Origin of the sequence: Acinetobacter lwoffii, assembly GCF_015602705.1 — a bacterium.
GTDB classification, from domain to species: domain Bacteria; phylum Pseudomonadota; class Gammaproteobacteria; order Pseudomonadales; family Moraxellaceae; genus Acinetobacter; species Acinetobacter lwoffii_E.
The window spans coordinates 1,266,731-1,290,056 of record NZ_CP059081.1; the positions used below are offsets into that span (position 1 = coordinate 1,266,731).

Consider the following 23,326-nt stretch of genomic DNA (forward strand, 5'->3'; position numbering starts at 1 on the left):
AGTTTCCATAACAATACCTCTCAGACATAGATCTTAGGGTTTAAGCATCTAAATTAAAACTGAACGTAAATTAAAATAAACTCTAATTTTGTTAGCACAGCAGTTTTTCGAAAAAACTTTATTCATGAACGTTAAAATGATAGTCGCTCAATCATATGCTATGCCTATTAAACGATAAACAGATGTTTAGGCAACAGACACATTAAATAATGATCCGATCCACGCACTGAATAACATGGCGATAATTCCCCAGAGCATCACCCGGACTGCACCTCTCCAGACACTTACTCCACCGGCATAGCTCGCCAGTGCACCCATCATCCCCAAACTTAAAACGCCAATCAGCATGACGCCTTTATCCAGATAGTGTTCCGGTAGAATCATGATTGAAATTAAAGGAAATAATGAACCTACCGTAAATGCCATAGCCGAAGAAAATGCAGCGAGAAAGGGCTGAGCCGAGGTATGTGCTGAAATACCAATTTCATCCCGGGCATGGGCATCCAAGGCATTATGGTCGGTCAGCTGTTCAGCGACCTGTTGTGCCAAAGCGGGTTCCAGACCTCGTTGTATATAAATCGTTTTGAGTTCATTTAATTCATGCGTGGGATGGCGTTGCAGTTCGCGCTCTTCCATGAGTAGATCATTGGTTTCAATATCTTGCTGGGATTTAACCGAAATATATTCACCGGCCGCCATTGATGCGGCGCCAGAAATCAATCCGGCAACACAGGTCACCAGTAAAATTTCAGTGGATGCTCCACTGGCTGCGATACCCACCACCAGACTGGTGACCGAAATAATCCCGTCATTTGCCCCCAGTACAGCTGCACGAAGCCAGCCCGCACGTTCAATATAATGTTTTTCAAGATGGTATGAATGGCGCACAATGAAGCCCTTTTTTATTATCATTATGATTATAGTAAATTTAAGTCATGTATAGATAGTAGGATTGAATCGATCTGAAAATTACCTTGAATGATCAGATCATAGTGCGCTTGGTTAAGTATTTTATCAACCCAAAATAAAACCGAGGTGAAATTCATTTATTCCAAAGACCAGACGGACTTGATATATAATTGATATCCAAGGGATCAAACTTATTTAATAAAAACAACTATATAAGAATTATAGCTGAGTGAGCTGGTTTAAAAAGAGAATTATCATGAAAGAAAAAAATGAGAGCCATAAATGTTTGGTGTGCGGCAAGCACTTTCTTCTGAAAGATCTTACTCCGATGGGAACGGTCAGAAAAGTCATTACTGAAGAGATTGGCAAGGATATTCCAGTCTGGACGCCGCAAGATTATATTTGTCAGACAGATCTAACCCGCTATCGCATGCAGTATGTACATTCATTATTAAGTTCGGAAAAGGGTGAAGTGACTGATCTTGAGTTTGAAGTGATTGATAGCATGCATCAGCATGAACTGATCACCAAAAATGTGGAAACGACTTTAGAGCAAAAGTGGACCTTAGGAGAAAGGCTTGCCGATAAAATTGCAACTTTTGGTGGAAGCTGGACCTTTTTGATTTGTTTTGCAATCTTCTTGGGCCTGTGGATTACGATAAATACTGTGGTGATGGTGACACGACCTGCTGATCCTTATCCATTTATTCTGTTGAATTTAATCCTTTCGTGTCTTGCGGCGATTCAGGCACCTATTATTATGATGAGCCAGAACAGACAGGAAGCAAAAGACCGCTTACGTTCGCAAAATGATTATCAGATTAATTTAAAAGCCGAGCTCGAAATCCAGCATTTGCATGAAAAACTAGATCATCTGTTGCTGCATCAATGGGAAAGGCTGGCTCAAATACAGGAAATCCAGCTGGATTTACTCTCTGAAATGAACAAAAAAGATTAAAAGGATGCTGTGGGGAATTTCTATCATTTTATAGAGCTTATAAGTAATAAGATCGCCAGATGCCTTGAGTTACTATTATCTCGCTTAAGATTTGACACATATTAAAAAGCCCACACATGAGTGGGCGAAAATTAAAATAGTGTAATTTAAATAAAATAGCTGGTTTTAGTCATCAATTTGGAAATGCTGGTCATGGCGACCTTGACTGGAACGGGTAAATCTACACCGCCAGCGTTTAACGCTGTATCCCGATGATGCAGTTCATCTTCGTTCATCTGTTCTAGAATACGACGAGAACGTTCATCCTGCGGTGGCAGCTGACTAATATGGTGTTGCAAATGCATGCTGACCTGACGTTCTGTTTCAGCCACAAAACCCAGGCTGTATTTATCGCCTGCAATTCCGGCAATCGCGCCCATACCGAAGGAAAGACCGTACCAGACCGGATTGAGCAGACTGGTATGGCTATCCAGTTCTTTTAAGCGGTCTTCACACCAAGCCAGATGATCCTGTTCTTCAATCGCTGCCTGTTCCATTTCGCGACGCACATTCGGGAGTTTCGCCGTCATGGCCTGACCATGGTACAGCGCCTGTGCACATACTTCACCACTATGATTGACCCGCATTAAACCTGCCACATGACGTGCATCACTGACCGTTAACTGCGTTTCTACTGGCTGGGCTGGATTTTCACGTTGAGCTGAAGTCGTGCCCGGGACTAGACTGCGTAATGCCTGGTCAAAAGAATGAATCAGTTTATCGAGACCTGTATATTGACGCATGAATTAATCCTCCAAGGGCGCTTGTGCAATTTTGATCATCGGTTTTAGACGGTAAAGTAGCCATAGGGTAAACAGGCCACTTAATACTGCGGTAATACAAAAAAGTATTTTAAGATCAAGCTCTAAAACACTCAAAATAATAATCGAGAATATAGCAGAAGATACCATGAAAACGGCATTCAGAATGTTATTTGCTGCAACCACACGCGCACGATGTGAGCGAGGAGAATGCGCCTGCATCATGGCATACAGCGGTACAATATAAAAACCGCCACTCACCCCGAGTAAGGTCACTGCTAGCATCACATGATAATAGCTCCAGCCCTGCTGAAAAACTTCTGCTAGACCGATTAATGCACCTGTACGTTCCGGAACAAAAGCCAGACTCGCGGCCAGATACAGGGCAAAGATCACAAGACCGATTGCACCAAAAGGCACCATTTTAATATTGACCTGGCTGCCGCCAATTTTACGGCACAGGAAAGAACCTAGTCCGATTCCGACAGAAAAGAAAGTTAGCAACAGACTGGCGACATTTTCCGAGGCATGCAGATTTTGTAGTGTCAGCTGTGGAATCTGAGTCAGATAGGTTGCACCATAAAACCAGTACCATGAGTTGCCCAGTAAAATGGTAAAAATCAGAGGTAAGCTTTTGGCATATTTCAAGGTCTGCAAGCTGGTGCGGAAGAAATTCCAGTCAACTTGCAGCTCAGGCGCGGGAATACTTTGTTTCAGGATATAGTGACTGGATATATAACCAATCAAGGCGATGCTGATGACGGTTAAACCGATCCAGATCAGGTTGCCGGCGGAAGCTGCAATGACTGCACCGCCCAGAATCATACCGAATAGGATTGCCAGAGAAGTTCCGGACTGAAACAGGGCATTGCCGGACATCAGTTCATTTGGTTTCAGCACTTCAGGTAAAATCGCATATTTGATCGGGCCAAAGAAAGTGGAATGGGTGCCCATCAGGAACAGGGCAAATAACAGAATCCATAAATTACCCATGAGGAAACCGACAGTTCCCAGCAACATAATGGCAATTTCCAGAAGCTTAAGATAGCGAATTAGCTGTGAACGTTCGTATTTGTCGGCAATCTGACCGGCCGTGGCTGAAAAAATAAAATAGGGCAAGATAAACAGTAAAGCCGCCAGATTATTCAAGGTACTGATGCTGGCGGATTGCTGTTGAATCCAGCCATAAGTGATCACCAGCAGCAATGCCTGTTTAAATACATTATCGTTTAATGCACCAAAAAACTGCGTCAGAAACATCGGTAAAAAACGCCGAGAAGCTAACAAATGTTCATTTTTGTTCATATAGGCCGTGCTACATTAAGTTTTATTAAGAAATGTCAGTTATGCGTAAACATTGAGAAAAATCATGTAAGATACTTTCAGCCATGTAAAGGTAAAAACCAATTAATTAAGCTTCTTAGCTTATATTTTTCGGTCAAATAATCAATTAAAGAATGTATTCGTTTCGAGTTTGCCATGCCTGCAAAGAAAAAATTTAAAAAAACGATGCTTCATCGCAGTATGGGGTCGCTTATACCACTTCAGAGTGGGGCACAGCTGTGTATGAGCATTTTTTTTATGATGTTATCCCATCAGAGCATGGCACAAACCGAACAGCCCGAAACACCCGTGGCCATTTCTCAGGCAGAAATGGTGGACGAGCTTTCCAAAGAAGCGATTCGTCAGGGGGTGGCCACGTCCGAAACGGAAGCAGAAGAAAAAATTGAAGAAGCCTTGGAACCGGAGGTACCAGTTGACAGCATGTTGATGCTGGAACAACAGCAAAATGCAGTATCTGGTCTGGGTGAATTTACGCCGATCGAGTTTGATGATCTGGAAGATCTGCCAGTACAGACTATTGATCAGAACATGGCCAATGAAATTTACCAGGTAGCCGAGCAAGCCAAACAGGAAGCACAAAACTATCGTAATACTCAGACCAGCGAAACGGTGGTGGCGGACATCAGCCAGCAAGAGCTGCTGGAAATCAATCAGGCGCCGGTTAATGTCGATCAGTTGATGCAATCAATTCAGGCAGACAGCCAGATTATTGTACAAAATAATGAAGCCGGCATGACTTTGCCAGAAGTAACGGGGCCACTTGTTGCTGAAGATGAGAAACGTCCCAATATTTTTAAACGACTATTTTATAAAATCCGTCCGCCACGTCAGATCATGACCGCGAGAGTTCCGCGAATTAGTGCGGATGTGGTGATTATGAACGGCGAAGGTATTGCGCAAAGCAACGGTATGCTGAACCGTAAAGATGTGCCTGAAGGCTATGTGAATTTAAGAAATAATGTCAAAGCCAAATTATCCAGTTTTACTCAGGAGTCTTTTGGCGACTTTAATTCAGCTTTGCCGCAATTACGTACCTTGTCCAGACAGGCAGCGCAGGCGGTGGGTTATTATAATGCCCAGTTCAGGTTTGAAAAGCTCTATGACAGTCGGGTCCGGGTTTTTGTGACACCGAATGAACCTGTCTTGATCAGTACTCAAAATATTGAATTTACTGGAGAGGGGGCGGAACAGCCACAATTCCAGGTCATCAGTCTTTTGCCTGAGCAGGAAGAAGGCGATATTTTCAATCACGGCAATTATGAACAGACCAAACAACGGATTAATACTGCCGCCAATAACAACGGTTATTTTGATTCATACTGGCGCTTGCATGATGTCAAGATTGCACAGCCACAAAATACCGCCGATGTAAATTTACGTTTCGAGACAGGCGAGCGTTACAAGCTGGGCAATGTCGAGTTTAGAATGAGTGATCCTGAAAAGGAATTCCCGCTGGACCGAGACGTACTGGAAAGTCTGGTCACCTGGACAGATGGTGCAGATTATACCTTCTGGCGGGTCAATAGCCTGGCCAATAACCTGACCAACTCGCGCTATTTTAACTATACCCTGGTGGATGCGATTCGCCCTGATCCTGTTGACAGGGAGCTGGAGCTGGCACCGGATATTCAAAGCCTGATAGAAGAGCAGAAACTTTCTGAAGATCAGGCGACTGCGACACAGCCTGATCGCTCAGTGGCATCTGCTAAAGAAGTCACTCAAAATGTCGTCGATGAAGACCAGTTTGCCGGTAGCCGCGATCAGGAAAATCCAAATTTAAGAAGCTTGCGGGTCGAGCAGCAGACCAAAGAAAATGAGCAGGAGCGTTTAAAGGCACAAGCGCGGGAAGAGAAGAAAGTTCCAGTGATTGTGACTTTAAATGCAGACCGTTTAAACAGTGCTGAACTGGGTCTGGGTTATGGAACAGATACCGATATACGCCTACGTGGTCAGTACCGCCGCGCCATTGTAAATAAGCGCGGACATTCTTTTGATGCCAACCTCGAGTTGTCCGGTATCCGGCAGTCCATTGATGGTCGTTATAACATTCCTTATCACCATCCGCTGAATGATTATGTCAGTATTGTCGGTGGTTATGAGCGCGAAGAACGTGATGGCGTGGCTCAAGGCGAAGGTCTGCAAATTGAATCGGCAGTGCTGGGTGTAGACCGGATTATTAAAAACCCGCTGGGTAACTGGCAGCGTACTTTTGGAGCGCGTTACCGTCTGGATCGCTTGAAGCAGAATGGTTCTGTTGATTTTAACCAGATTCCGGAAGCGTTTCGCTTTAATACCGAAGATGAACAGCAGTCGTTACTGGTCGGTTATGAAGTTTCACGTACCGATACCGATCGTCGGGTCAATCCGACCAAGGGTTTCAAGCAGACCTACAAAGTCGAGCTGGGTAGTGAGGCGTTATTGTCTGATGCAGATATGGCGATTGTAAATGCAGGCTGGCGTTTTATCTATTCATTGGGTGAAAATGCAGATCATCAGTTTGTTGGACGTGCCGATGCCGGTTATATCTTCACTGAAGATTTTGCCAAAGTGCCGTATAACCTGAGATATTTCACCGGTGGTGACCAGAGCATTCGTGGTTTTGATTACAAGAGTCTTTCTCCGGAAATCGAAGGCTTTAAAGTCGGTGGTCAGGCCTTAGGGGTTGCTTCCTTAGAGTATAACTATCAGTTTAGGGAAGGCTGGCGTGCTGCGGTTTTTGCAGATGCCGGAAATGCTTATAATAAAGAGTTCAGTAATCCGACCGAATATGGTGCGGGTGTGGGGATACGTTGGGCCTCACCGATTGGACCGATTCGTATCGATGTGGCGACTGGATTGTCTGATGACAATCACCCAATTCGTCTGCATTTCTTTATTGGTTCGCAGTTATAAAACATCATTTTTTAAAAATAGTTATTTGGGTACATCATGGTCGAGAACCAACCACAGCCAGAACAACAACCACAAGATAGCGTTGTGCCGAAAAAGCGCCGTATATTGAGAAGTATCCTATTGTCGGTACTTTTCTCACTCATTTTCCTGCTCTCTGTGCTGGCGCTGCTGTTTTCGACCAATCAGGGCAGTAAGTTCCTGCTAGATCAGGTATTACAACGCCAGCAAATTATTCATTATGAATATGAAGGCGGAAATTTATGGCGTGGAATTATTCTTAAAAATGTGCTGGTCAGCCTGAAACCGGTCGATGTCAAAATTGATCGTGCTGATGTCAAGCTGGGTTGGCGCGCGATTGTCAAAAAAGAAATTCATCTGACTGAAGCCGATGTCCTCAATCTGCAAATTATTAACAAGCAACCTTCAACAGGCGAACCGTTCAAGTTTAATGCTATCCGTTTACCTTTTATCTTGCGCGTTGATCATCTCTTACTCGATCATCTGGTGATTAAAACCCAGACCAATGCAGTCGATTTTTATAATATTGAATTAAATGAGGCGCTCTGGTCTGGCACCGAATTAAATTTTGAAGATTCCCGAATGGATATGGGCTATCTCTCGGTGCGTGAAGCGACGGGTAAAATGCAGTTTGAAGGCAAATATCCACTGGATGCCCGCGCAATCGTCAATCTGCCTTCTTTAAGAGACAGCTTGAATATTCATGATATTCAGGTTCGGGCACGTGGAACACTGGACACGATTCAGGCTGGCGTAGCGACCAATACGCCTGATTTATTAACCGGTTGGGTTATTGTACATCCTATGCGCCCTCAGGTACCGATGCGCGGCGAGTTGAAGTTCAAGGATTATCACTGGCCTATTCTAGCCGAACAGAAACTGTTTACCAAAGACGGCATTGCCGAGTTCAATGGTGATATCCAACGTCTAGATCTGAATGTCCAGACTGACCTGATTGGGGAAAATATTCCGCAAGGTCAGTATAGTGCGGTGATGTATACCGATCTGGTCAATCAGCTGAATATTACCGATCTGAATGGTCAGTTGATGAAAGGTGCAGTTAGCCTTGCCGGGACAGTAGGCTGGAAAGACCGGGTCAGCTGGGATCTGGCTGGGCGTTTGAACGGGATTGATCCCAAGCACGAGCGCATTCCGCAAGTCGTACAAGATTTCTTGCCGCCAAGTCTGGATGCGAATATTGCTTCTGCGGGTAACCTGGAAAATGGCTTGCACCTTACCGGGCTGGTTGATTTCGACCGTTATGAAAGCTGGAATCTGAAGCTGGATCAAAACCCGGTCAAAGGCAATAAAGTACAACCGATGCTGTTAGATGTTGCCTGGAAAAATATTGATCGCGCCGTACCTTATGTGGGCTGGCTCAGCAGTGAGTCTGGCGATGTCAAATTGGCATTGGTCGAAGGTCAGCAGAATATTCATGTGGCGACTAAAGTCGAGCAGCATGAAGAAGGACTTCTACCTGCAGGCATGTACCAAGCCAAGCTCAATCTGAACAAAAATATCCTGAATGTCCCAAGCTTCAATTACAGCGCCAATGCACAGGCAGGTAGCTTAAGCGGTCATGCGCGAATTGAACTGCCACAAGAAAAACGCCAGTTGAAATGGACTGCATTATTAAACGCCAAAGACTTAAATACCCGAAGTCTGGCTGCAGCTTCACCGATAGACCGTTTAAATGGTCAGATCAAGGCAAATGGCTATGCACAACCCAATCAGCAGATTATTAAACTGTCTAATGTAGACCTGACTGGGCGCCTGGCAGAACAGAACGAAACAGTACGTCTGATCGGTAACAGTACCATTGCCTTATTATTCCATAATGAAAAAGCCGGCGGTGGTTTTAGAGGCTATGCAGTCAATTATGATGGAGCTTTAAATGCCAGTCAGTTGCAAGCCAGTCAGGGAATCCTGAAACTGCGTGTTTCAGGTACACCAGAAGTATTGAGAGTCAATGAATTGCGTCATGATGGTATCGCTGGCAAGATTAATGCCAATGGTCTGGTGAATCTGGCAAATGGTATTGGCTGGGATATTAACGCTTCATTAATCCGCTTTAAGCCGCAATATTTTAATGCCAACCTGAAAGGCGAGTTGTCGGGCAATGTAAAAACCCAAGGGGTTTGGTCAGATGCCTTAAAACGCATTCAGATCCAGCGTTTGAATCTGGCCGGTATGTTAAATAACAAGCCGGTACGAGGTACAGGTAATTTATCAGTCGTTATTAATTCAAATCAGCGTGGTTTTGTCCCAGAGCAGTTTGAAGCCAATAACCTGTTCCTGTCTTATGCCAGCAACCAGATTCAGGCCACTGGCAATGCGCAAAATCTGCAACTCAAAGTCAACGCACCAGCATTGTATGAGTTATATCCGGGCTTAAGAGGTCGTGCGCAGGGCTATATCAATGTGCAGGCGCAGCCACGTTTGCAGGCTTCGGCAAACCTTTCGATTGATAATTTTGCCTTTAAAAACCTGTTTAGCGTGCAGAAAGTTCGTGTTCGCGGACAGTTGCCAACATCGCAAAGCACACCAACTTTATTAACCGCGACAATGGATCGCCTGCGTAGCGGTTCACGCGAGATTGTACGCGGTGAGATATCACTGGCCGGTACCCGGGCTGCACACATTCTTAAAGTTCAGGCAGAAAACCGCCTGTCAAAATTCTTTGTACAGCTCGCCGGTGGCTTTAATGCGCAAAATAACTGGCTGGGTCAGATTCAAAAAGGTGATTTCGACTCTTTACGTGCCCGTCTGGTACAGCGTCAAAATGCAGCAGTGATTTATAACAGTGCTCAATCGGATCTGTTCATCGGTGCTCATTGCTGGATGAGTCAGCAAAGCCAGTTGTGTTTTGATCAGCCGATTCGGGTCAACAAAAACCGTGGCAGTGCCTCTTTTATTACCCAAAACCTTGATCTGGAAGACTTCAGTGCATTCCTGCCTGATGGATTGGCGTTGACAGGTAAAGTCAATGGTTATGCCAAGGCAGCCTGGGCGCAAGGTGCCAAACCTAAAATTGACGCGCGTCTGGTGACGCGTAATGGTGTGGTGGGTTTATCTTCTGAAGATCCAGATTATTTGGGTTCTACACTCAAATATGATGAAGTCGGTCTGGTAGCAAAAAGTGTGGCAGATGGCTTGCAACTTCGGCTGGATGTTAAAACACCGGATATTGGAACCGGCTATGCCAATGTCATCATTGATCCTTATCGTGACAGTAAACCGATGCGTGGCGAAATTGCCTTTAACCAGGTACAGCTCAAGGTCTTTAAGCCATTTATTCAGGACATCCGTAATCTGGACGGGATTTTATCTTATGCCGGAAAAATTAGCGGAACTTTAACGGATCCTTTGCTTGAAGGTGAGGTTCGGATCAAAGATGCATCGATTAGCATGATTTCTCTGCCGGTGAACTTGACCAATGTACAGCTCTATTCATCCATACGTCAGAATTCGGCTAGCATCAATGGCGCATTTAACAGTGGCCGTGGTGTAGGAAAATTAACCGGTTCTGTGGACTGGAAAGGTGATCCGCGGGTGCAGTTAAAATTGCAAGGTGACAATCTGCTGATTCGTCAGGCTCCATTAATTACCGCTGTAGTGACACCTGATTTGACTTTGGACATGTATCCATTTAATAAAAAACTGAGTCTAAGTGGCACAGTCGATGTACCGCGTGCGCTGATTTCAATGCCTGAAGCCTCAGAACCTGTAGTCGGTTTATCTTCAGATGTACGTGTCGTACATGAAGGTGATGATCAGCTGGCGATCTTGAAGTCTGCACGTCCTTGGGATATCCGGGCAGATGTTGCTGTTTCTTTAGGCAATCAGGTGATTTTCCAGGGCTTTGACAGTCGTATTCCACTCTTGGGTCGAGTCAATCTGTCACAGCGTGGTCTGGAAACTGCAATGCGTGCCAATGGTGCAATCGGGGTATCACAGCGGGTGAAAATCGAAGCCTATGGCCAAAGTCTGGACTTGAATCGTGCTATCGCGCGTTTTAATGGTGAACTTACCAATCCGACACTGGACATTGATGCCAATAAATCGGTTCAGGGTAGTACAGTCGGGGTACGGGTAACAGGGACTGCATCGAGTCCAAGTATTCAGATTTATAATGATGCGGGCCTGTCAGAACAGGAAGCCCTGAATGCCTTGATTACCGGTCGTGTTAATGAGGGTGTATCTGGTTTAAGCCAGGCTGAAGGATTTAGGTCCGATGTGAATAATACGATCGCTGCTGCGGGGATTAGTTTGGGCTTGGGTAGCACCCGCGCACTGACCAACCAGATCGGGCGCAGTTTTGGCTTAACTGGTCTAGCTCTGGATGCCCAAGGTACAGGAGATGATACCCAGGTTTCTGTGACCGGTTATATTACGCCTGATTTATATCTGCGCTATGGGGTCGGGGTATTCACACCAGTGAATAAGCTGACTTTACGTTATCAGGTAAATCAGCGTCTGTATCTGGAAGCGAGTCAGTCTTTAGAACGTGCGATTGACTTGTTTTATAATTGGCGATTCTAATCTCATTAAAAAAGCCCTAATTTTAGGGCTTTTTTAATTTGAGATAGCACACAGATTTTATTGGTCATACAGTAGATTGATTTATGGATCAGCAGAAGCGTTAATGTCTGAATTCAATCTCTCTATATATACGACAATGAAATCACGAGTAGAGAAAGAATTTAGGATGAGACTTCAGGGTGAAGAAAACTGATCGTCGTATAATTCAGTTATCACATATAGAAAATCAATTAAAACATGCAATAACAGACTGAAAATCAATAAACCCATAATAAAAATAGGTGTATATTGAAAATACGATTTCACGCATAAGAGCATCCTCGCATGTCGACTAAATTTATCATCCGTTTTGCTGCGATTTTATTTTCTGTACTCATTTTGACTGCATTAGCCATTCAATTTTTCTTTAAACCGGATGTAACTGTAGTTCTATGGATTTTCGCTGTACCTTTCATTTTGGGCATACCAATTTTGGCTTCTGTTGTATTGACCACCAATGATGAACTTGATATTCATAGCGTTAATTAGGCTTGAACCTTAAACTGGCGCATTTAAAGTGCATCTGATCTTTGCTGATAGAGCAGCCGGCATTTGCACTTTGTTCAATAAAATAGACCTTATTTTAAAGCAATGCGGGTCAGTTAAGCATGCATCAGAAAATGTAGTAAAAATGAGTGTATGTTTACGCTCATTTTTTATCAGCTTACTCCAGAATTTGGCTTTAACTCTCAAATCATCATAATTTACATAAACTCTAAGAAATAAGGGAATATTCTTATCATTATTCATTCAAAATAGGTCTTCATCATAAAACTCATCATTTTAGAGAAAACAGAATGCCTAAAAATAATTATCTATCAGCTCTAGAACAAGTTTATGACTTTTTAAAGGAACGACCAGGTTTTAAGGATAAAAGTGAATTTGATAAAGCGGTAGAATATTTTAGAACTCTACATGAAAGTGATCCTTTGGATTTCAGAGTTCAAACACCGAATACTGTCGCTGGAAAATTTGGTGCTAAAGAAACTATAAATTTAGGGTCTATGCCAGAATTCAGTAATAAGGAAAATTTCCTTAACTGGATAGATACGCAAATTAACCACTAGTTGAAAGACTTTAAGCAAACGCATCATACGGCAGGTTTTCATTTATTATTCATACATTCATTAACATGTAGTACAGAAAACAATCGAAACTGAGCTGGAAAACTACAAATTTGAATGATAACTTTGTATTCAAATCTTCCCAGTAAAGAGGTGAGCAATGAAGTTGTTGACTTTGGTTGGTATGGGAGTAGCAGCGAGTTATTGTTATAAAACTATGAAAAATGGCAAGCTTGCTCTTTCAAAACCTGACTTTGATGAAAGTGTAAAACGATTTGTACTGCAAGAATTTGCAGCTTAGTCTTCACGATATATTTCCCCCAAAAAAGCCCATCGGATGATGGGCTTTTTTATTTTCTAAAAACGTATAATTTTAATATTCAGATTAAAAGCAGTTTAATTATAGCCACCATGTTATAAACCTACTTCGTAATCTATTTTAAATAATTAAATGAGAGCTAATGGATGATGAAGAGGTAAATGGATGGTGCGAGCTTATATATTCTGAAGCCTTGAGAATATATAAACCAACAAAATACAACACAGTCAACAAACTCAGATTCTTTGCCCTGATTTTAGAGTTATTCGCGGAAATGCAGCATGAGGATGCAATAATTCAGGTAAAGGCCGTGAATGTAAAACTTAAATTAAGATCTAAAAATTACATTTTTTGGGTGTTTGAAATGCCTGATTTTCATGATAAAACGTTATTTTTAACTTATATGTCTAGCAAATTAAGTCAGTTATAAAGTGTCGTTGAAGGTTAAAATCGTCAATCAATTTAACAAGCATAGTTATTTTTTATACAATCATAGTTATTTTATATGTTAATGGTCTATTTATATATTTCTATCAATAGCTTGCGTATTCTCTAGTCGTTGCTCACTTTGACAACATACCTAAATCAGCGCAAAAGTGATAAAGGGGAAGGCTCATCGAAAGATGGGCTTTTTTAATATGTATAGCTTATTGAACGAAAAGTAACTTAAAGCGAATGTAAGAGAACAGTTTATTAATACTCCCTATACTTTATTGATAAATTCACAGTGCTATAGTCATTTTGCGAAAACAAGAAAACGCAAATAATACGAAGAAAATGACTACAGCACTAGCCCGCTTATTTGAAAGAGTAAGCGGGCTTTTTAATTGAAAAATTAATGTAATATTATGCTAATGTATAAATTATAAGTTTATATATAATGTATGAATAGATTCTATCGCTGTAGTTTCTTTCCAATTTCAGCCTCCTTCCCTAAGGAGGCATTTTTTTATCTATGGAAAAGTAAAGTTCCAATTCCTATTGTGTTTATTCAGTTACACAAATGATCATCGTTGACTATTGAATGAATCTTTCAAATATTTGAGCATGATATTTTATTGGTTAAATAAGAGATGGATCGCCATGATAGATGAAGAAAAGCCTTTGAACTTTGACGATGATAGTGAACCTCAAGATTTCGAAGATGAAGAATTTATCGATGATAAGAAAGAGGATGAAATGTACAATGCTATTACCAAAGATGGTTCAAGTATTGATCCTGCAGATGATGGGACGCGTCATATTCGCCCTGAAGACGGTGATCCTATAGAAATAGATGAGTAATAAAAAGCCCAATTTAATATTGGGCTTTTTTATCGTCTGGTGGATGAGAATGAAAATACAATATTTCCCATTTAGAATTGAGCGGATTTATCAAAATAGCCACCTAGAAAATTTAAATATTCATTGAACTGATTTTTTCACTTAATAAAAAAGCCCCCATTAATGAGAGCTTTTATGTCAATTCAATCTAGTAGAATAGCCTAAGCTAATATTTGAAACGACATATAATTAATCTTTAAAAGTATCATTTAACGCAGTTTGAACCGCTTCCACACGTGCCTTGCAAGCTTTATAAGCAGTCATGGATTCTTCCACGATTTTCATCAAGTTATCAATATCCGGTTCTTGCTGAGATTCGAGCAATTCCGCATTCTTTTTCAAGATGTCATAGCCTTGTTGGAAGCTCAAAGTATCATGATTCATGAGGAAGTACCTGTATAAGTTGTGCTGAAAAAATGCCGTCATGTAATTCGACTTCAACCAGATCATTGGGCTGAATCTGTTGAATAGATGCAACCACATGTTCTTGCTGACGCACGATGGCATAACCCTTGGATAAAACATGTTTAGGATTTTGTAGTAGTGTTTCCCGCATCAGGGCATCGAGCTGCTGATTAATCAGCTGGGTATGCTGCTGGGCCAGACTGGCAGTATTGGCCTTGACCTGTTGCAGACGTTGCAGCGCATCCATAATCTGGTTGTTGGCCAGACTTTGAATCAGTTTCAAAAATTGATCATTCTGATTTTGATAAGCCTGAATCTGTTGCTGGGATAAACGCTGAATTCGCTGTAGATAATTAAGCACATCCTGGGTCAGTTCAAAGATATGATTGCGGATTCCTGCAATGACTTTACTCGGAGTATCAAAGGAGCGATGCGCAATCTCATCCAGAATGGTGCGGTCTTTTTCATGCCCGATGCCGACCCAGACCGGCACCGAACGCTTGCAAAGCAGGGCAGCCAGATCATAATCATTCAAATAAGCCAGATCATTGACTGCGCCACCACCTCGTATAATCACAATCAGATCCGGTGCAGTGTTATAGGTCTGTGCCCATTGTTTGAGCGCTTGTGCCAGACTGTACATAATACTTTGCGGAGCAGTATTTCCCTGAAAAGTCGCACTGTGATAGATAAACTCACACACCTGCGCGCGCTGTAGTGCATCGGCATCTTTTTTGAAATCTCCGAGGCCTGCTGCATTTTCGGGAGCAATCACCAGAATCCGGTTCAGGTCAAAAGGGCTGGGCAAGTTTTTATTGCGTTGAATCAGTCCTTCAGTCGTCAAGCGCTCAACAATCTGCTGATAACGCCGGGCAATATCTCCTAAGGTATAGCCTGAATCAATTTCAACGATATTTAAAGAAAAACCATACTGCGGATCGAAATTAGCTTTGACTTTAATCAGCACTTTCAAATCACGACTCAGCTCAATCCCGCTTTCACGTTCAAACCGCGTGACAATTTTCTGGGCACTAAATTTCCAGATGGTTGCTCGGCAACTGGCAATGACCTGATCACTATCGACTTCTTTTTCTGCCAGCTCCAGATAATAATGGCCAGCTTTAATACTTAGATTACGAATCTCGGCTTTGACCCATACTGGTGTATCGAAAGTGAGTTTGACCACTTCCTGAACCGTAGCAAGATATTCCTTGAGGGAGAGTTGAGGATCGTCTGTCATGCCAATAGAAAGTTTAAAATTCAATCAAATATTAAATCAATCCAGCACAGATCACAAATCTAAAAGTGAAGTCATATTTGATTGATGTAATGACAATGCAATGCTATTGAGGTGCATAATTACTTGGTTCAGACTATTCATCCGGAATTTTCGTATTTTGTAGAGGTTCTTCTCTTCTGTTTTTCTTGTTCATTGAAAGAAGTTATAGCGTTGAAGTCCTTAATTTCCAAAGGTCTTATTTCCATTTTTTAATGAAAAAGTACAGTTAAAAATGTACACAGACTTGTGTCTGGCGAGGACAAGGAAATATGCTAAATTGGTGAAGAATTATTAAAGAAGAATAGGCTCTCATGAAAAAAACAATGCTGTTCGGTTTGCTGGCTGTCGCTTTAAGCGCATGTACTACCACGCCGCAATCTAAGACGGAAGCTCCTAAAATAGGTTCAGCGAATCCTGCAAGCGCTTATTGTGTCAATCAGGGTGGCAAGCTTGAAATTCGTACTGAAAGCAATGGTCAGGTCGGATATTGCCATTTAAAGAATGGTCAGGTGGTCGAGGAGTGGGAATTACTGCACATAAATCAACCTAAATGTATTGCTGATCAGGCAGCGGAATTGGTCGGTCAGTCCAATTTGACTGAAGCGCAAATCAAGCAGAAAACCAAGGCACAAATTGTACGTATGGTCGAACCGGGTCAAGCGGTGACGATGGATTATCGTGAAGAACGAGTGACTGTCACCGTAGATCCTGTAAGCAAAAAGATTATTCAAGCTTCATGCGGTTAATCACATAAAATGAAAAAGCCCATGAGTGGGCTTTTTTTAATTCCATACAACTGGCATTTTGAAATGACAAATCTTCCCCGATCTTTTATATTGCCCCTCGGAAGGAGAAATTCATGAAAAAGTTATTGGCTTTATCGTTTATGCTGGCGCTGGCCGGTTGTGCCGAGAAGAAACCGTTAACCCCTGAAGAGCAGTGGCAAGGTTATTGTCGAAGTGTCGGAAATGCGGCGCGTACCATTATGCTGGATCGTCAGAATGCGATTGAGAAAGAAAAAGCAATCGAGCATGCTAACAAGATCGACGACGAAACCACTAAAGGTTTTATCCGGAATATTATTGATGAAGTTTATGCAATTCCAGCCGAAGAGATTAAGGCTGATGTAAAAGCAGCCCGTGAAAAAGTCCGCGCTGAATTTACTGCAAAGTGTATTGCGACACCGCATGATGAATTACCAGATTACAAACCGTTCTAAAGGACGGTTTTTTTATATCTGGATAAAATTTCCAACTAATATTTCCCATTAAATGTATTTAAACATACGCATCTTCAAAAGACTGAATAATAAAATAGCCTAAGCAAAATGTACACTTTGTGACAATTTCTAAATCTAAAATATAGAAATACTTATCTTTATATTGAATAATGAATTTAACTCCAATTAACCGAGGAGTAGCACAATATGGAAGTCGTAAGATATTTGCATCATTCTGATCTGCTGCTGGAAGATGAAGAGGGTGTAGTCATTATTGGCGGCAGTCGCTATGTACTCAGCGTCGGTGACAAAGTCGTTTTAAAGAAGATACTAGAACAAGATAAAAAGCTTTATCAGGTTGATATTTCCTTTGCCAGCAATAATCACAGTAGCACCTATGAAGATGAATGCGTGGTGAAATTCCAAGGCTGCCGAGACTCATATCAGCAGTATTTAAACTCGACCACTGTACACTAAGGTGGAGTATCTTTTTAACTTCAAATCAGGCAACATCAGGGTTGCCTTTTTTATGCATTAAATTCAGTTAAAAGGGCCTATTCATGGGCTTGTTTCGTGTGGTGTAAGCTGGAACTGATTATGGAATAATCATTAAGAGCATCATTTAGTTATAAAATAACGAGCATCACGAAGAAACACTTGAGTTGCATTAACTTTTAACTGGAAATTTAGTAAAATTTCGGAGTCCATATTATTTATGAAGCTTGGAATAAGCAGGAATTCATAAGTAATTTTTTAAAAAAGAGGAATAACACTGTGCTAGAAGCTTACCGCCAACACGTTGAAGAACGTGCCGCACTCGGAGTCCCACCGAAGCCACTTGACGATGCCCAAACAGCTGCATTAGTTGAACTACTAAAAAACCCGCCAGCTGGTGAAGAAGCATACTTGGTAGATTTGCTTGAAAACCGTGTACCAGCAGGTGTTGACCAAGCTGCATATGTAAAAGCTGCGTTCTTAGCTGCATTGGCAAAAGGCGAAGCAACCTCTCCACTCGTTTCTAAAGAACGTGCTGTTTACTTACTAGGTACTATGCTTGGTGGTTATAACGTAGCGCCTTTAGTTGAACTTTTAGACAATGCTGAGCTTGCTGAACTTGCAGCTGAAGCATTGAAAAAAACGCTTCTTGTATTTGATGCATTCCATGACGTTGCTGATAAAGCAAAAGCTGGTAACGCAAATGCTCAAGCAGTTATGCAGTCTTGGGCTGACGCTGAATGGTTCACTAGCCGTAAAGACGTTCCTGAAGAAATCAAACTGACTGTTTTCAAAGTAACTGGCGAGACCAACACTGACGACTTGTCACCTGCACAAGACGCTTGGAGCCGTCCAGACATTCCATTGCACGCAAATGCAATGTTGAAAAACGTACGTGACGGGATCAATCCAGAAGTTCCTGGTGAAGTGGGTCCACTTAACCAAATTAAAGAATTGATCGCGAAAGGCAACCAGGTTGCTTACGTGGGTGACGTTGTTGGTACAGGTTCATCTCGTAAATCTGCAACTAACTCTGTACTTTGGTTCTTCGGTGATGACATTCCACACATCCCGAACAAAAAAGACGGTGGTTACTGCCTAGGTTCTAAAATCGCTCCAATTTTCTTCAACACGATGGAAGATGCTGGTGCGTTACCGATCGAGATCGATGTTGCCAACATGAACATGGGCGATGAAATCGTTCTTAAGATCGATCACGCTGCTGCTAAAGTAACTGCGTTCAAAGACGGCGCGCAAATCGCTGAAGCTGAACTTAAAACTCCAGTTCTTCTAGACGAAGTACGTGCTGGCGGTCGTATTAACCTGATCGTTGGTCGTGGTTTGACGACTAAGGCTCGTGAAGCTTTAGGTCTTCCAGTATCTACAATGTTCCGTACTCCGGTTCAACCTGCTGCAACTGGCAAAGGTTTCACTCAAGCTCAGAAGATGGTGGGTCGCGCTTGTGGTCTTCCTGAAGGTCAAGGCGTACTTCCAGGTACTTACTGTGAACCTAAGATGACTACTGTTGGTTCGCAAGATACAACAGGTCCAATGACGCGTGACGAATTGAAAGACTTGGCTTGCCTAGGTTTCTCTGCTGACCTTGTTATGCAATCTTTCTGTCATACAGCTGCTTATCCAAAGCCAGTTGACGTTCAAATGCAACACTCGCTTCCTGATTTCATCATGAACCGTGGTGGTGTGTCTTTACGCCCAGGTGACGGTATTATCCACTCTTGGTTAAACCGTATGCTTCTTCCAGATACTGTTGGTACTGGTGGTGACTCGCATACTCGTTTCCCAATCGGTATTTCATTCCCGGCGGGTTCTGGTCTTGTAGCGTTCGCTGCAGCAACTGGTGTTATGCCATTAGACATGCCTGAATCTGTACTTGTGAAGTTCAAAGGTAAAATGCAGCCTGGTATCACTCTACGTGACCTTGTACATGCAATTCCTTACTACGCAATTAAGGAAGGTGACTTAACTGTAGAGAAGAAAGGTAAGAAAAACATCTTCTCTGGTCGTATCCTTGAGATCGACTTAACAGAAATGGAAACTGACCTGACTGTTGAGCAAGCGTTCGAACTTTCTGATGCTTCTGCTGAACGTTCTGCTGCAGGTTGTTCTATCACACTTTCTGAAGAGAAAGTTGCTGAATACCTTCGTTCAAACATCACTATGTTGAAGTGGATGATTTCTGAAGGTTATGGCGATGCGCGTACGATGGCTCGTCGTGTTGAGAACATGGAAAAATGGTTGGCTAACCCAAGCCTGATCAAAGCAGATGCTGATGCTGAATACACCAAAGTGTATGAAATCGATCTTGCAGATATCAAAGAACCTATTCTTTGCTGCCCGAACGATCCAGATGATGCAAAACTTCTTTCTGATGTTCAAGGCGCGAAAATTGACGAAGTATTCGTTGGTTCTTGTATGACGAACATCGGTCACTTCCGTGCGACTGGTAAATTGTTAGAGAAAGTTCCAGGTGGTGCATTGTCAACTCGTTTGTGGATTGCTCCACCTACGCGTATGGACGAACATCAGTTGATGGAAGAAGGTTTCTATAACATTTATGGTAAAGCTGGCGCGCGTACTGAAATGCCAGGTTGTTCATTATGTATGGGTAACCAAGCACGTGTAGCTCCGAACACAACTTGTGTATCAACTTCTACTCGTAACTTCCCGAACCGTCTAGGTCAAGGTGCTAACGTTTACTTGGCTTCTGCTGAACTTGCTTCTGTTGCTGCTGTATTGGGTAAATTACCTTCTCCAGAAGAATATCAACAGTACGCAGCTCAAATTGACAGCATGTCAGCTGACATCTATCAATACTTAAGCTTCGACAAGATGAGCGAATATACTGACGCTGCTAAAGACGTTGATACTAAGAAAATTGCTGCTGCTCAGTTGACTTAATGAGCTAGGATCAAGAAAAGCCGAAAGGCTTTTCCCTAGCGCAAGAGCAAATCTATGATTTGCTTTGTTAATTAGGCAATAAGCGGTATAAGATAAGGGCTGAGTAATCAGCCCTTATTTTTTGATAAATATTATGATATATGGAAACTTTAATGATTTTGTTTCATGGTTGAATGATAATCAAGGAGTGGTAAGCCTAGCTATTTTTATTTTGACATTGTTATTAGGTTGGGTTTCAGGAATCTTTAGTGCTTTGAGAAAAAGACCAAAATTCAAAATAGGGACTATAGATGGGCCAACTTTCTGTTGTACTTATAATACTGGAAATACATTTAATGGCCATGATGCACATATAACAGCATTTGCAATATATTTAAAGATTGCAAACATTGGTTCAGCATCTTCAAGTATTGAAAAAATACAGATAGGCTATCATTGGAATATAATCCCTTTTAGTTTTAATTGGCTTAAATATCGTTTCTTGGGTTGGTTTTGGCTAAAAGAGCAGGTAATAGCTTTAGATGATTTTCAAGTCAAAATTGGTGATAAAATTAAGGTATATCCATTTTTAACTCAGTTAAATAAGCTTTCTCCTGCCAAAGTAGAAAAATATATAGAAGTAGGAAAAGGTATTAGTGGTGTTGTATATTTTGAGCAGCAAGAAAGTTGGGGAGCGATGTCGCCAGTTGTACATAATAAAATCACTAAAATAAAAATCTGTATAGTTGATTCATTTGGAAAGAAGCATAAAAAAATTTTGAAAATTCCTGTGGTGCAGTTAAATGAAGCATTTAAATATAATCCGTCCTTTGGGATGACATATCACATTTTGAATGATGAAAAGAATATTTCCAAAACTTTATAAGGGACTAATCATTTAAAATGAATTTGTACTCATTAATATTTCTCTCTTTACACCTAACTCAATACAGCGTTTAATCGCCACATTGAAAAATGATTTAAAAAGTTGATCTAATCAAATGGCAAAACAATCCCGATTCCTCTGTATTGGTGGTTTTCTCAATGGAAGCCAAATCAAAGACCAAGGTGACAGCTTTGTCTGCGTCGAAAAAGGCAAAAATGTCATCTATACCAAAAAGGAAATCTTCCATCCAGACGCTTGGGATCATGATTATTATGTCTGTGAAAGCACCACAGATCAGCAAGCACGCAACTGGGTTTATGATATTCCATCACGTTAATTGCGTCTATTCAGGCTATAAATTAAACAATTATTAGAAACAATAACTTGCATTACATTTCTGTGATTGATTTTTCATCTCTCTTTCCCAAAACTGTATGAAAATAAAGCTAATAGGGAATGTTATGACTTATGAAATAGATGCCTTTGGCACTCTAGTAATTGCTGTTTTTTTTCTTTTTATTGGGCGGTATCTTGTTAGTAAAATTAGCTTCTTTAGGAACTATAACTTACCTGAACCTGTAATCGGTGGTTTAGTCGCAGCGATTACGGCCTTTATTCTCTATAAATTGTTTAATATCAGTGCCACATTTGACGCACAAATTCAAACCATCCTGATGCTGATGTTCTTTACTTCTGTTGGCTTAAGTGCAGACTTTTTGAAACTGAAAGAAGGTGGAAAATCGCTCCTGACCTTCTTGGTCTGTGTCATTTTATTTGTAGTCGTGCAAAATGCTGTCGGTATGAGTTTAGCCACAGCGCTTGGACTTGATCCATTGATTGGCTTGATTGTCGGTTCCGTCACCTTAACGGGTGGTCATGGTACCGCCGGTGCCTGGGGCGAGGTTCTGGAAACTCAATATGCGATCCAGGGAGCAGTTGTCCTTGGTATGGCAAGTGCTACCTTTGGCTTGATTATTGGTGGACTTGTGGGCGGTCCAGTTGCCAAGTTCCTGATTAAACGCAACCAACTGGCTGAAACAGTAGCGCAAGAGACCAATGAACAGCAGCTCGAATCGCACATCAACACTGCGCCCTTTGAATATCCAAAGAAAACCCGATTGATTACATCCAGTAATGCCGTGTCGACTTTGGGGATGTTTGCCCTGTGTATTTTTGTCGCCAATCAGATGACAGACTTCAGTCACGGAAGATGGTTTGAATTGCCCACTTTTGTATGGGCTTTAGGCACAGGTGTGATTGTGCGTAATGTCTTGGAGCATGTGCTGAAAGTCGATATCTTCGACCGTGCAATCGATGTATTTGGCAATGCGTCTTTATCCCTGTATTTATCTATGGCTTTACTATCACTGCAACTCTGGTTACTGGCCGATTTGGCAGGTCCGCTCATTACCATTTTATTGGCGCAGACAGCGGTATTAATTTTATTTACTGCAATTGTGACCTTTAGAATCATGGGCAAAAATTACGATGCAGCAGTATTAGTGGCAGGGCATTGTGGTTTTGGTATGGGGGCAACACCGACAGCGATTGCCAATATTCAGGCGGTGACCAATAGCTATGGTCCATCACATAAAGCTTTTTTAATTGTACCGCTGTGTGGTGCATTTTTTATTGATATTGTGAATGCTGTGGTGATCCAAAGCATCATTGCATTTTTCGGCTAAATGTTAATACGTTTTTAAAATCATACATGCAATAAAAAGCCCCATGGTTAAGTGCTATCCCAAATAGCTGAATTATAATAATATTCTATGGGGATGTTTAATAATACTATATAAAACAACAAATTAAATAAAAATGAATAACGTGATCCACCTTAAAAACTTCTTCTTAAATCCATTCAAATTGAACATATTGGACGTTTTAGACAAAAAATAAGTTAAGATGAAAGACTATTTACGCCAAGATTACGCCA

Annotated in this window: 20 protein-coding genes; 15 read left to right on the forward strand and 5 right to left on the reverse strand. The window is 41.7% G+C overall.

The window, feature by feature from the left end; translation table 11 throughout:
- Positions 1–186 precede the first annotated feature (186 nt).
- On the reverse strand, positions 187–888 hold the full coding sequence (locus tag H0S56_RS06070; protein WP_005097209.1) for a VIT1/CCC1 transporter family protein: 702 nt from the start codon (positions 886–888) through the stop codon (positions 187–189).
- A gap of 277 nt (positions 889–1,165) precedes the next feature.
- Between H0S56_RS06070 and H0S56_RS06075 the strand changes: the two genes are divergently transcribed.
- Positions 1,166–1,867 carry a DUF1003 domain-containing protein gene (locus H0S56_RS06075; RefSeq protein ID WP_195725898.1) on the forward strand — a complete coding sequence of 234 codons (702 nt, stop codon included), beginning with the start codon at positions 1,166–1,168 and terminating at the stop codon, positions 1,865–1,867.
- A 146-nt stretch (positions 1,868–2,013) separates the two neighbouring features.
- On the opposite strand, the gene coq7 is transcribed toward H0S56_RS06075, so the two are convergent.
- Both coq7 and H0S56_RS06085 read right to left on the reverse strand, forming a co-directional pair.
- Entirely contained in the window at positions 2,014–2,649 is a 636-nt protein-coding gene (gene coq7, locus H0S56_RS06080; RefSeq protein WP_195725899.1) for a 2-polyprenyl-3-methyl-6-methoxy-1,4-benzoquinone monooxygenase, read from the reverse strand.
- A gap of 3 nt (positions 2,650–2,652) precedes the next feature.
- The gene (locus H0S56_RS06085) at positions 2,653–3,972 is read right to left on the reverse strand and encodes an MFS transporter (protein WP_195725900.1); all 1,320 of its coding nucleotides are present in this window, start codon (positions 3,970–3,972) and stop codon (positions 2,653–2,655) included.
- A 174-nt stretch (positions 3,973–4,146) separates the two neighbouring features.
- On the opposite strand from H0S56_RS06085, the gene H0S56_RS06090 reads away from it, so the two are divergent.
- The 7 genes from H0S56_RS06090 (at position 4,147) to H0S56_RS06120 (ending at position 14,169) form a co-directional block, all read left to right on the forward strand.
- Entirely contained in the window at positions 4,147–6,903 is a 2,757-nt protein-coding gene (locus H0S56_RS06090) for an autotransporter assembly complex protein TamA (RefSeq protein WP_195725901.1), read from the forward strand.
- 36 nt (positions 6,904–6,939) lie between these two features.
- Entirely contained in the window at positions 6,940–11,463 is a 4,524-nt protein-coding gene (locus H0S56_RS06095) for a translocation/assembly module TamB domain-containing protein (RefSeq protein ID WP_195725902.1), read from the forward strand.
- Positions 11,464–11,787: 324 nt separating this feature from the next.
- A complete protein-coding gene (locus tag H0S56_RS06100) occupies positions 11,788–11,991 on the forward strand; it encodes a hypothetical protein (protein ID WP_004278758.1) in 204 nt (67 codons plus the stop codon).
- Between the two features lie 308 nt (positions 11,992–12,299).
- Positions 12,300–12,569 carry a hypothetical protein gene (locus H0S56_RS06105; protein ID WP_195725903.1) on the forward strand — a complete coding sequence of 90 codons (270 nt, stop codon included), beginning with the start codon at positions 12,300–12,302 and terminating at the stop codon, positions 12,567–12,569.
- A gap of 157 nt (positions 12,570–12,726) precedes the next feature.
- A complete protein-coding gene (locus tag H0S56_RS06110) occupies positions 12,727–12,867 on the forward strand; it encodes a hypothetical protein (RefSeq protein WP_004645377.1) in 141 nt (46 codons plus the stop codon).
- A gap of 160 nt (positions 12,868–13,027) precedes the next feature.
- Positions 13,028–13,315, forward strand: coding sequence for a hypothetical protein (locus H0S56_RS06115; protein WP_195725904.1), 288 nt, complete (start codon positions 13,028–13,030; stop codon positions 13,313–13,315).
- A 653-nt stretch (positions 13,316–13,968) separates the two neighbouring features.
- Entirely contained in the window at positions 13,969–14,169 is a 201-nt protein-coding gene (locus H0S56_RS06120) for a hypothetical protein (RefSeq protein WP_195725905.1), read from the forward strand.
- Positions 14,170–14,397: 228 nt separating this feature from the next.
- Here H0S56_RS06120 and xseB read toward each other — a convergent pair whose 3' ends face one another.
- Both xseB and xseA read right to left on the reverse strand, forming a co-directional pair.
- Complete coding sequence (gene xseB, locus H0S56_RS06125; RefSeq protein ID WP_005103445.1) at positions 14,398–14,592, reverse strand: exodeoxyribonuclease VII small subunit; 195 nt, start codon at positions 14,590–14,592, stop codon at positions 14,398–14,400.
- Positions 14,582–15,853 (reverse strand): exodeoxyribonuclease VII large subunit, encoded by a 1,272-nt coding sequence (gene xseA / locus H0S56_RS06130; RefSeq protein ID WP_195725906.1) that lies wholly within the window; start codon positions 15,851–15,853, stop codon positions 14,582–14,584. The genes xseB and xseA overlap by 11 nt, the downstream gene beginning before the upstream one ends.
- 350 nt (positions 15,854–16,203) lie before the next feature.
- Between xseA and H0S56_RS06135 the strand changes: the two genes are divergently transcribed.
- From H0S56_RS06135 to gltS, 7 genes are all read left to right on the forward strand, one after another.
- Entirely contained in the window at positions 16,204–16,638 is a 435-nt protein-coding gene (locus tag H0S56_RS06135; RefSeq protein ID WP_195725907.1) for an I78 family peptidase inhibitor, read from the forward strand.
- A gap of 113 nt (positions 16,639–16,751) precedes the next feature.
- A complete protein-coding gene (locus H0S56_RS06140) occupies positions 16,752–17,111 on the forward strand; it encodes a hypothetical protein (protein WP_195725908.1) in 360 nt (119 codons plus the stop codon).
- Positions 17,112–17,318: 207 nt separating this feature from the next.
- Positions 17,319–17,588, forward strand: coding sequence for a hypothetical protein (locus H0S56_RS06145; RefSeq protein ID WP_004645372.1), 270 nt, complete (start codon positions 17,319–17,321; stop codon positions 17,586–17,588).
- 297 nt (positions 17,589–17,885) lie between these two features.
- On the forward strand, positions 17,886–20,525 hold the full coding sequence (locus tag H0S56_RS06150; protein WP_005252103.1) for a bifunctional aconitate hydratase 2/2-methylisocitrate dehydratase: 2,640 nt from the start codon (positions 17,886–17,888) through the stop codon (positions 20,523–20,525).
- Between the two features lie 133 nt (positions 20,526–20,658).
- On the forward strand, positions 20,659–21,390 hold the full coding sequence (locus tag H0S56_RS06155) for a hypothetical protein (RefSeq protein WP_195725909.1): 732 nt from the start codon (positions 20,659–20,661) through the stop codon (positions 21,388–21,390).
- A 115-nt stretch (positions 21,391–21,505) separates the two neighbouring features.
- A complete protein-coding gene (locus H0S56_RS06160; RefSeq protein WP_195725910.1) occupies positions 21,506–21,727 on the forward strand; it encodes a hypothetical protein in 222 nt (73 codons plus the stop codon).
- Positions 21,728–21,851: 124 nt separating this feature from the next.
- Complete coding sequence (gltS, locus tag H0S56_RS06165; protein ID WP_195725911.1) at positions 21,852–23,075, forward strand: sodium/glutamate symporter; 1,224 nt, start codon at positions 21,852–21,854, stop codon at positions 23,073–23,075.
- Positions 23,076–23,326 lie beyond the last annotated feature (251 nt).

What these genes read in the sequence shown, in the direction of transcription:
- H0S56_RS06075 (WP_195725898.1), top strand. Translation starts at nt 1,166, where the DNA reads ATGAAAGAAAAAAATGAGAGCCATAAATGTTTGGTGTGCGGCAAGCAC.
- coq7 (WP_195725899.1), bottom strand. Translation starts at nt 2,649, where the DNA reads ATGCGTCAATATACAGGTCTCGATAAACTGATTCATTCTTTTGACCAG.
- H0S56_RS06085 (WP_195725900.1), bottom strand. Translation starts at nt 3,972, where the DNA reads ATGAACAAAAATGAACATTTGTTAGCTTCTCGGCGTTTTTTACCGATG.
- H0S56_RS06090 (WP_195725901.1), top strand. Translation starts at nt 4,147, where the DNA reads ATGCCTGCAAAGAAAAAATTTAAAAAAACGATGCTTCATCGCAGTATG.
- H0S56_RS06095 (WP_195725902.1), top strand. Translation starts at nt 6,940, where the DNA reads ATGGTCGAGAACCAACCACAGCCAGAACAACAACCACAAGATAGCGTT.
- H0S56_RS06100 (WP_004278758.1), top strand. Translation starts at nt 11,788, where the DNA reads ATGTCGACTAAATTTATCATCCGTTTTGCTGCGATTTTATTTTCTGTA.
- H0S56_RS06105 (WP_195725903.1), top strand. Translation starts at nt 12,300, where the DNA reads ATGCCTAAAAATAATTATCTATCAGCTCTAGAACAAGTTTATGACTTT.
- H0S56_RS06110 (WP_004645377.1), top strand. Translation starts at nt 12,727, where the DNA reads ATGAAGTTGTTGACTTTGGTTGGTATGGGAGTAGCAGCGAGTTATTGT.
- H0S56_RS06115 (WP_195725904.1), top strand. Translation starts at nt 13,028, where the DNA reads ATGGATGATGAAGAGGTAAATGGATGGTGCGAGCTTATATATTCTGAA.
- H0S56_RS06120 (WP_195725905.1), top strand. Translation starts at nt 13,969, where the DNA reads ATGATAGATGAAGAAAAGCCTTTGAACTTTGACGATGATAGTGAACCT.
- xseB (WP_005103445.1), bottom strand. Translation starts at nt 14,592, where the DNA reads ATGAATCATGATACTTTGAGCTTCCAACAAGGCTATGACATCTTGAAA.
- xseA (WP_195725906.1), bottom strand. Translation starts at nt 15,853, where the DNA reads ATGACAGACGATCCTCAACTCTCCCTCAAGGAATATCTTGCTACGGTT.
- H0S56_RS06135 (WP_195725907.1), top strand. Translation starts at nt 16,204, where the DNA reads ATGAAAAAAACAATGCTGTTCGGTTTGCTGGCTGTCGCTTTAAGCGCA.
- H0S56_RS06140 (WP_195725908.1), top strand. Translation starts at nt 16,752, where the DNA reads ATGAAAAAGTTATTGGCTTTATCGTTTATGCTGGCGCTGGCCGGTTGT.
- H0S56_RS06145 (WP_004645372.1), top strand. Translation starts at nt 17,319, where the DNA reads ATGGAAGTCGTAAGATATTTGCATCATTCTGATCTGCTGCTGGAAGAT.
- H0S56_RS06155 (WP_195725909.1), top strand. Translation starts at nt 20,659, where the DNA reads ATGATATATGGAAACTTTAATGATTTTGTTTCATGGTTGAATGATAAT.
- H0S56_RS06160 (WP_195725910.1), top strand. Translation starts at nt 21,506, where the DNA reads ATGGCAAAACAATCCCGATTCCTCTGTATTGGTGGTTTTCTCAATGGA.
- gltS (WP_195725911.1), top strand. Translation starts at nt 21,852, where the DNA reads ATGACTTATGAAATAGATGCCTTTGGCACTCTAGTAATTGCTGTTTTT.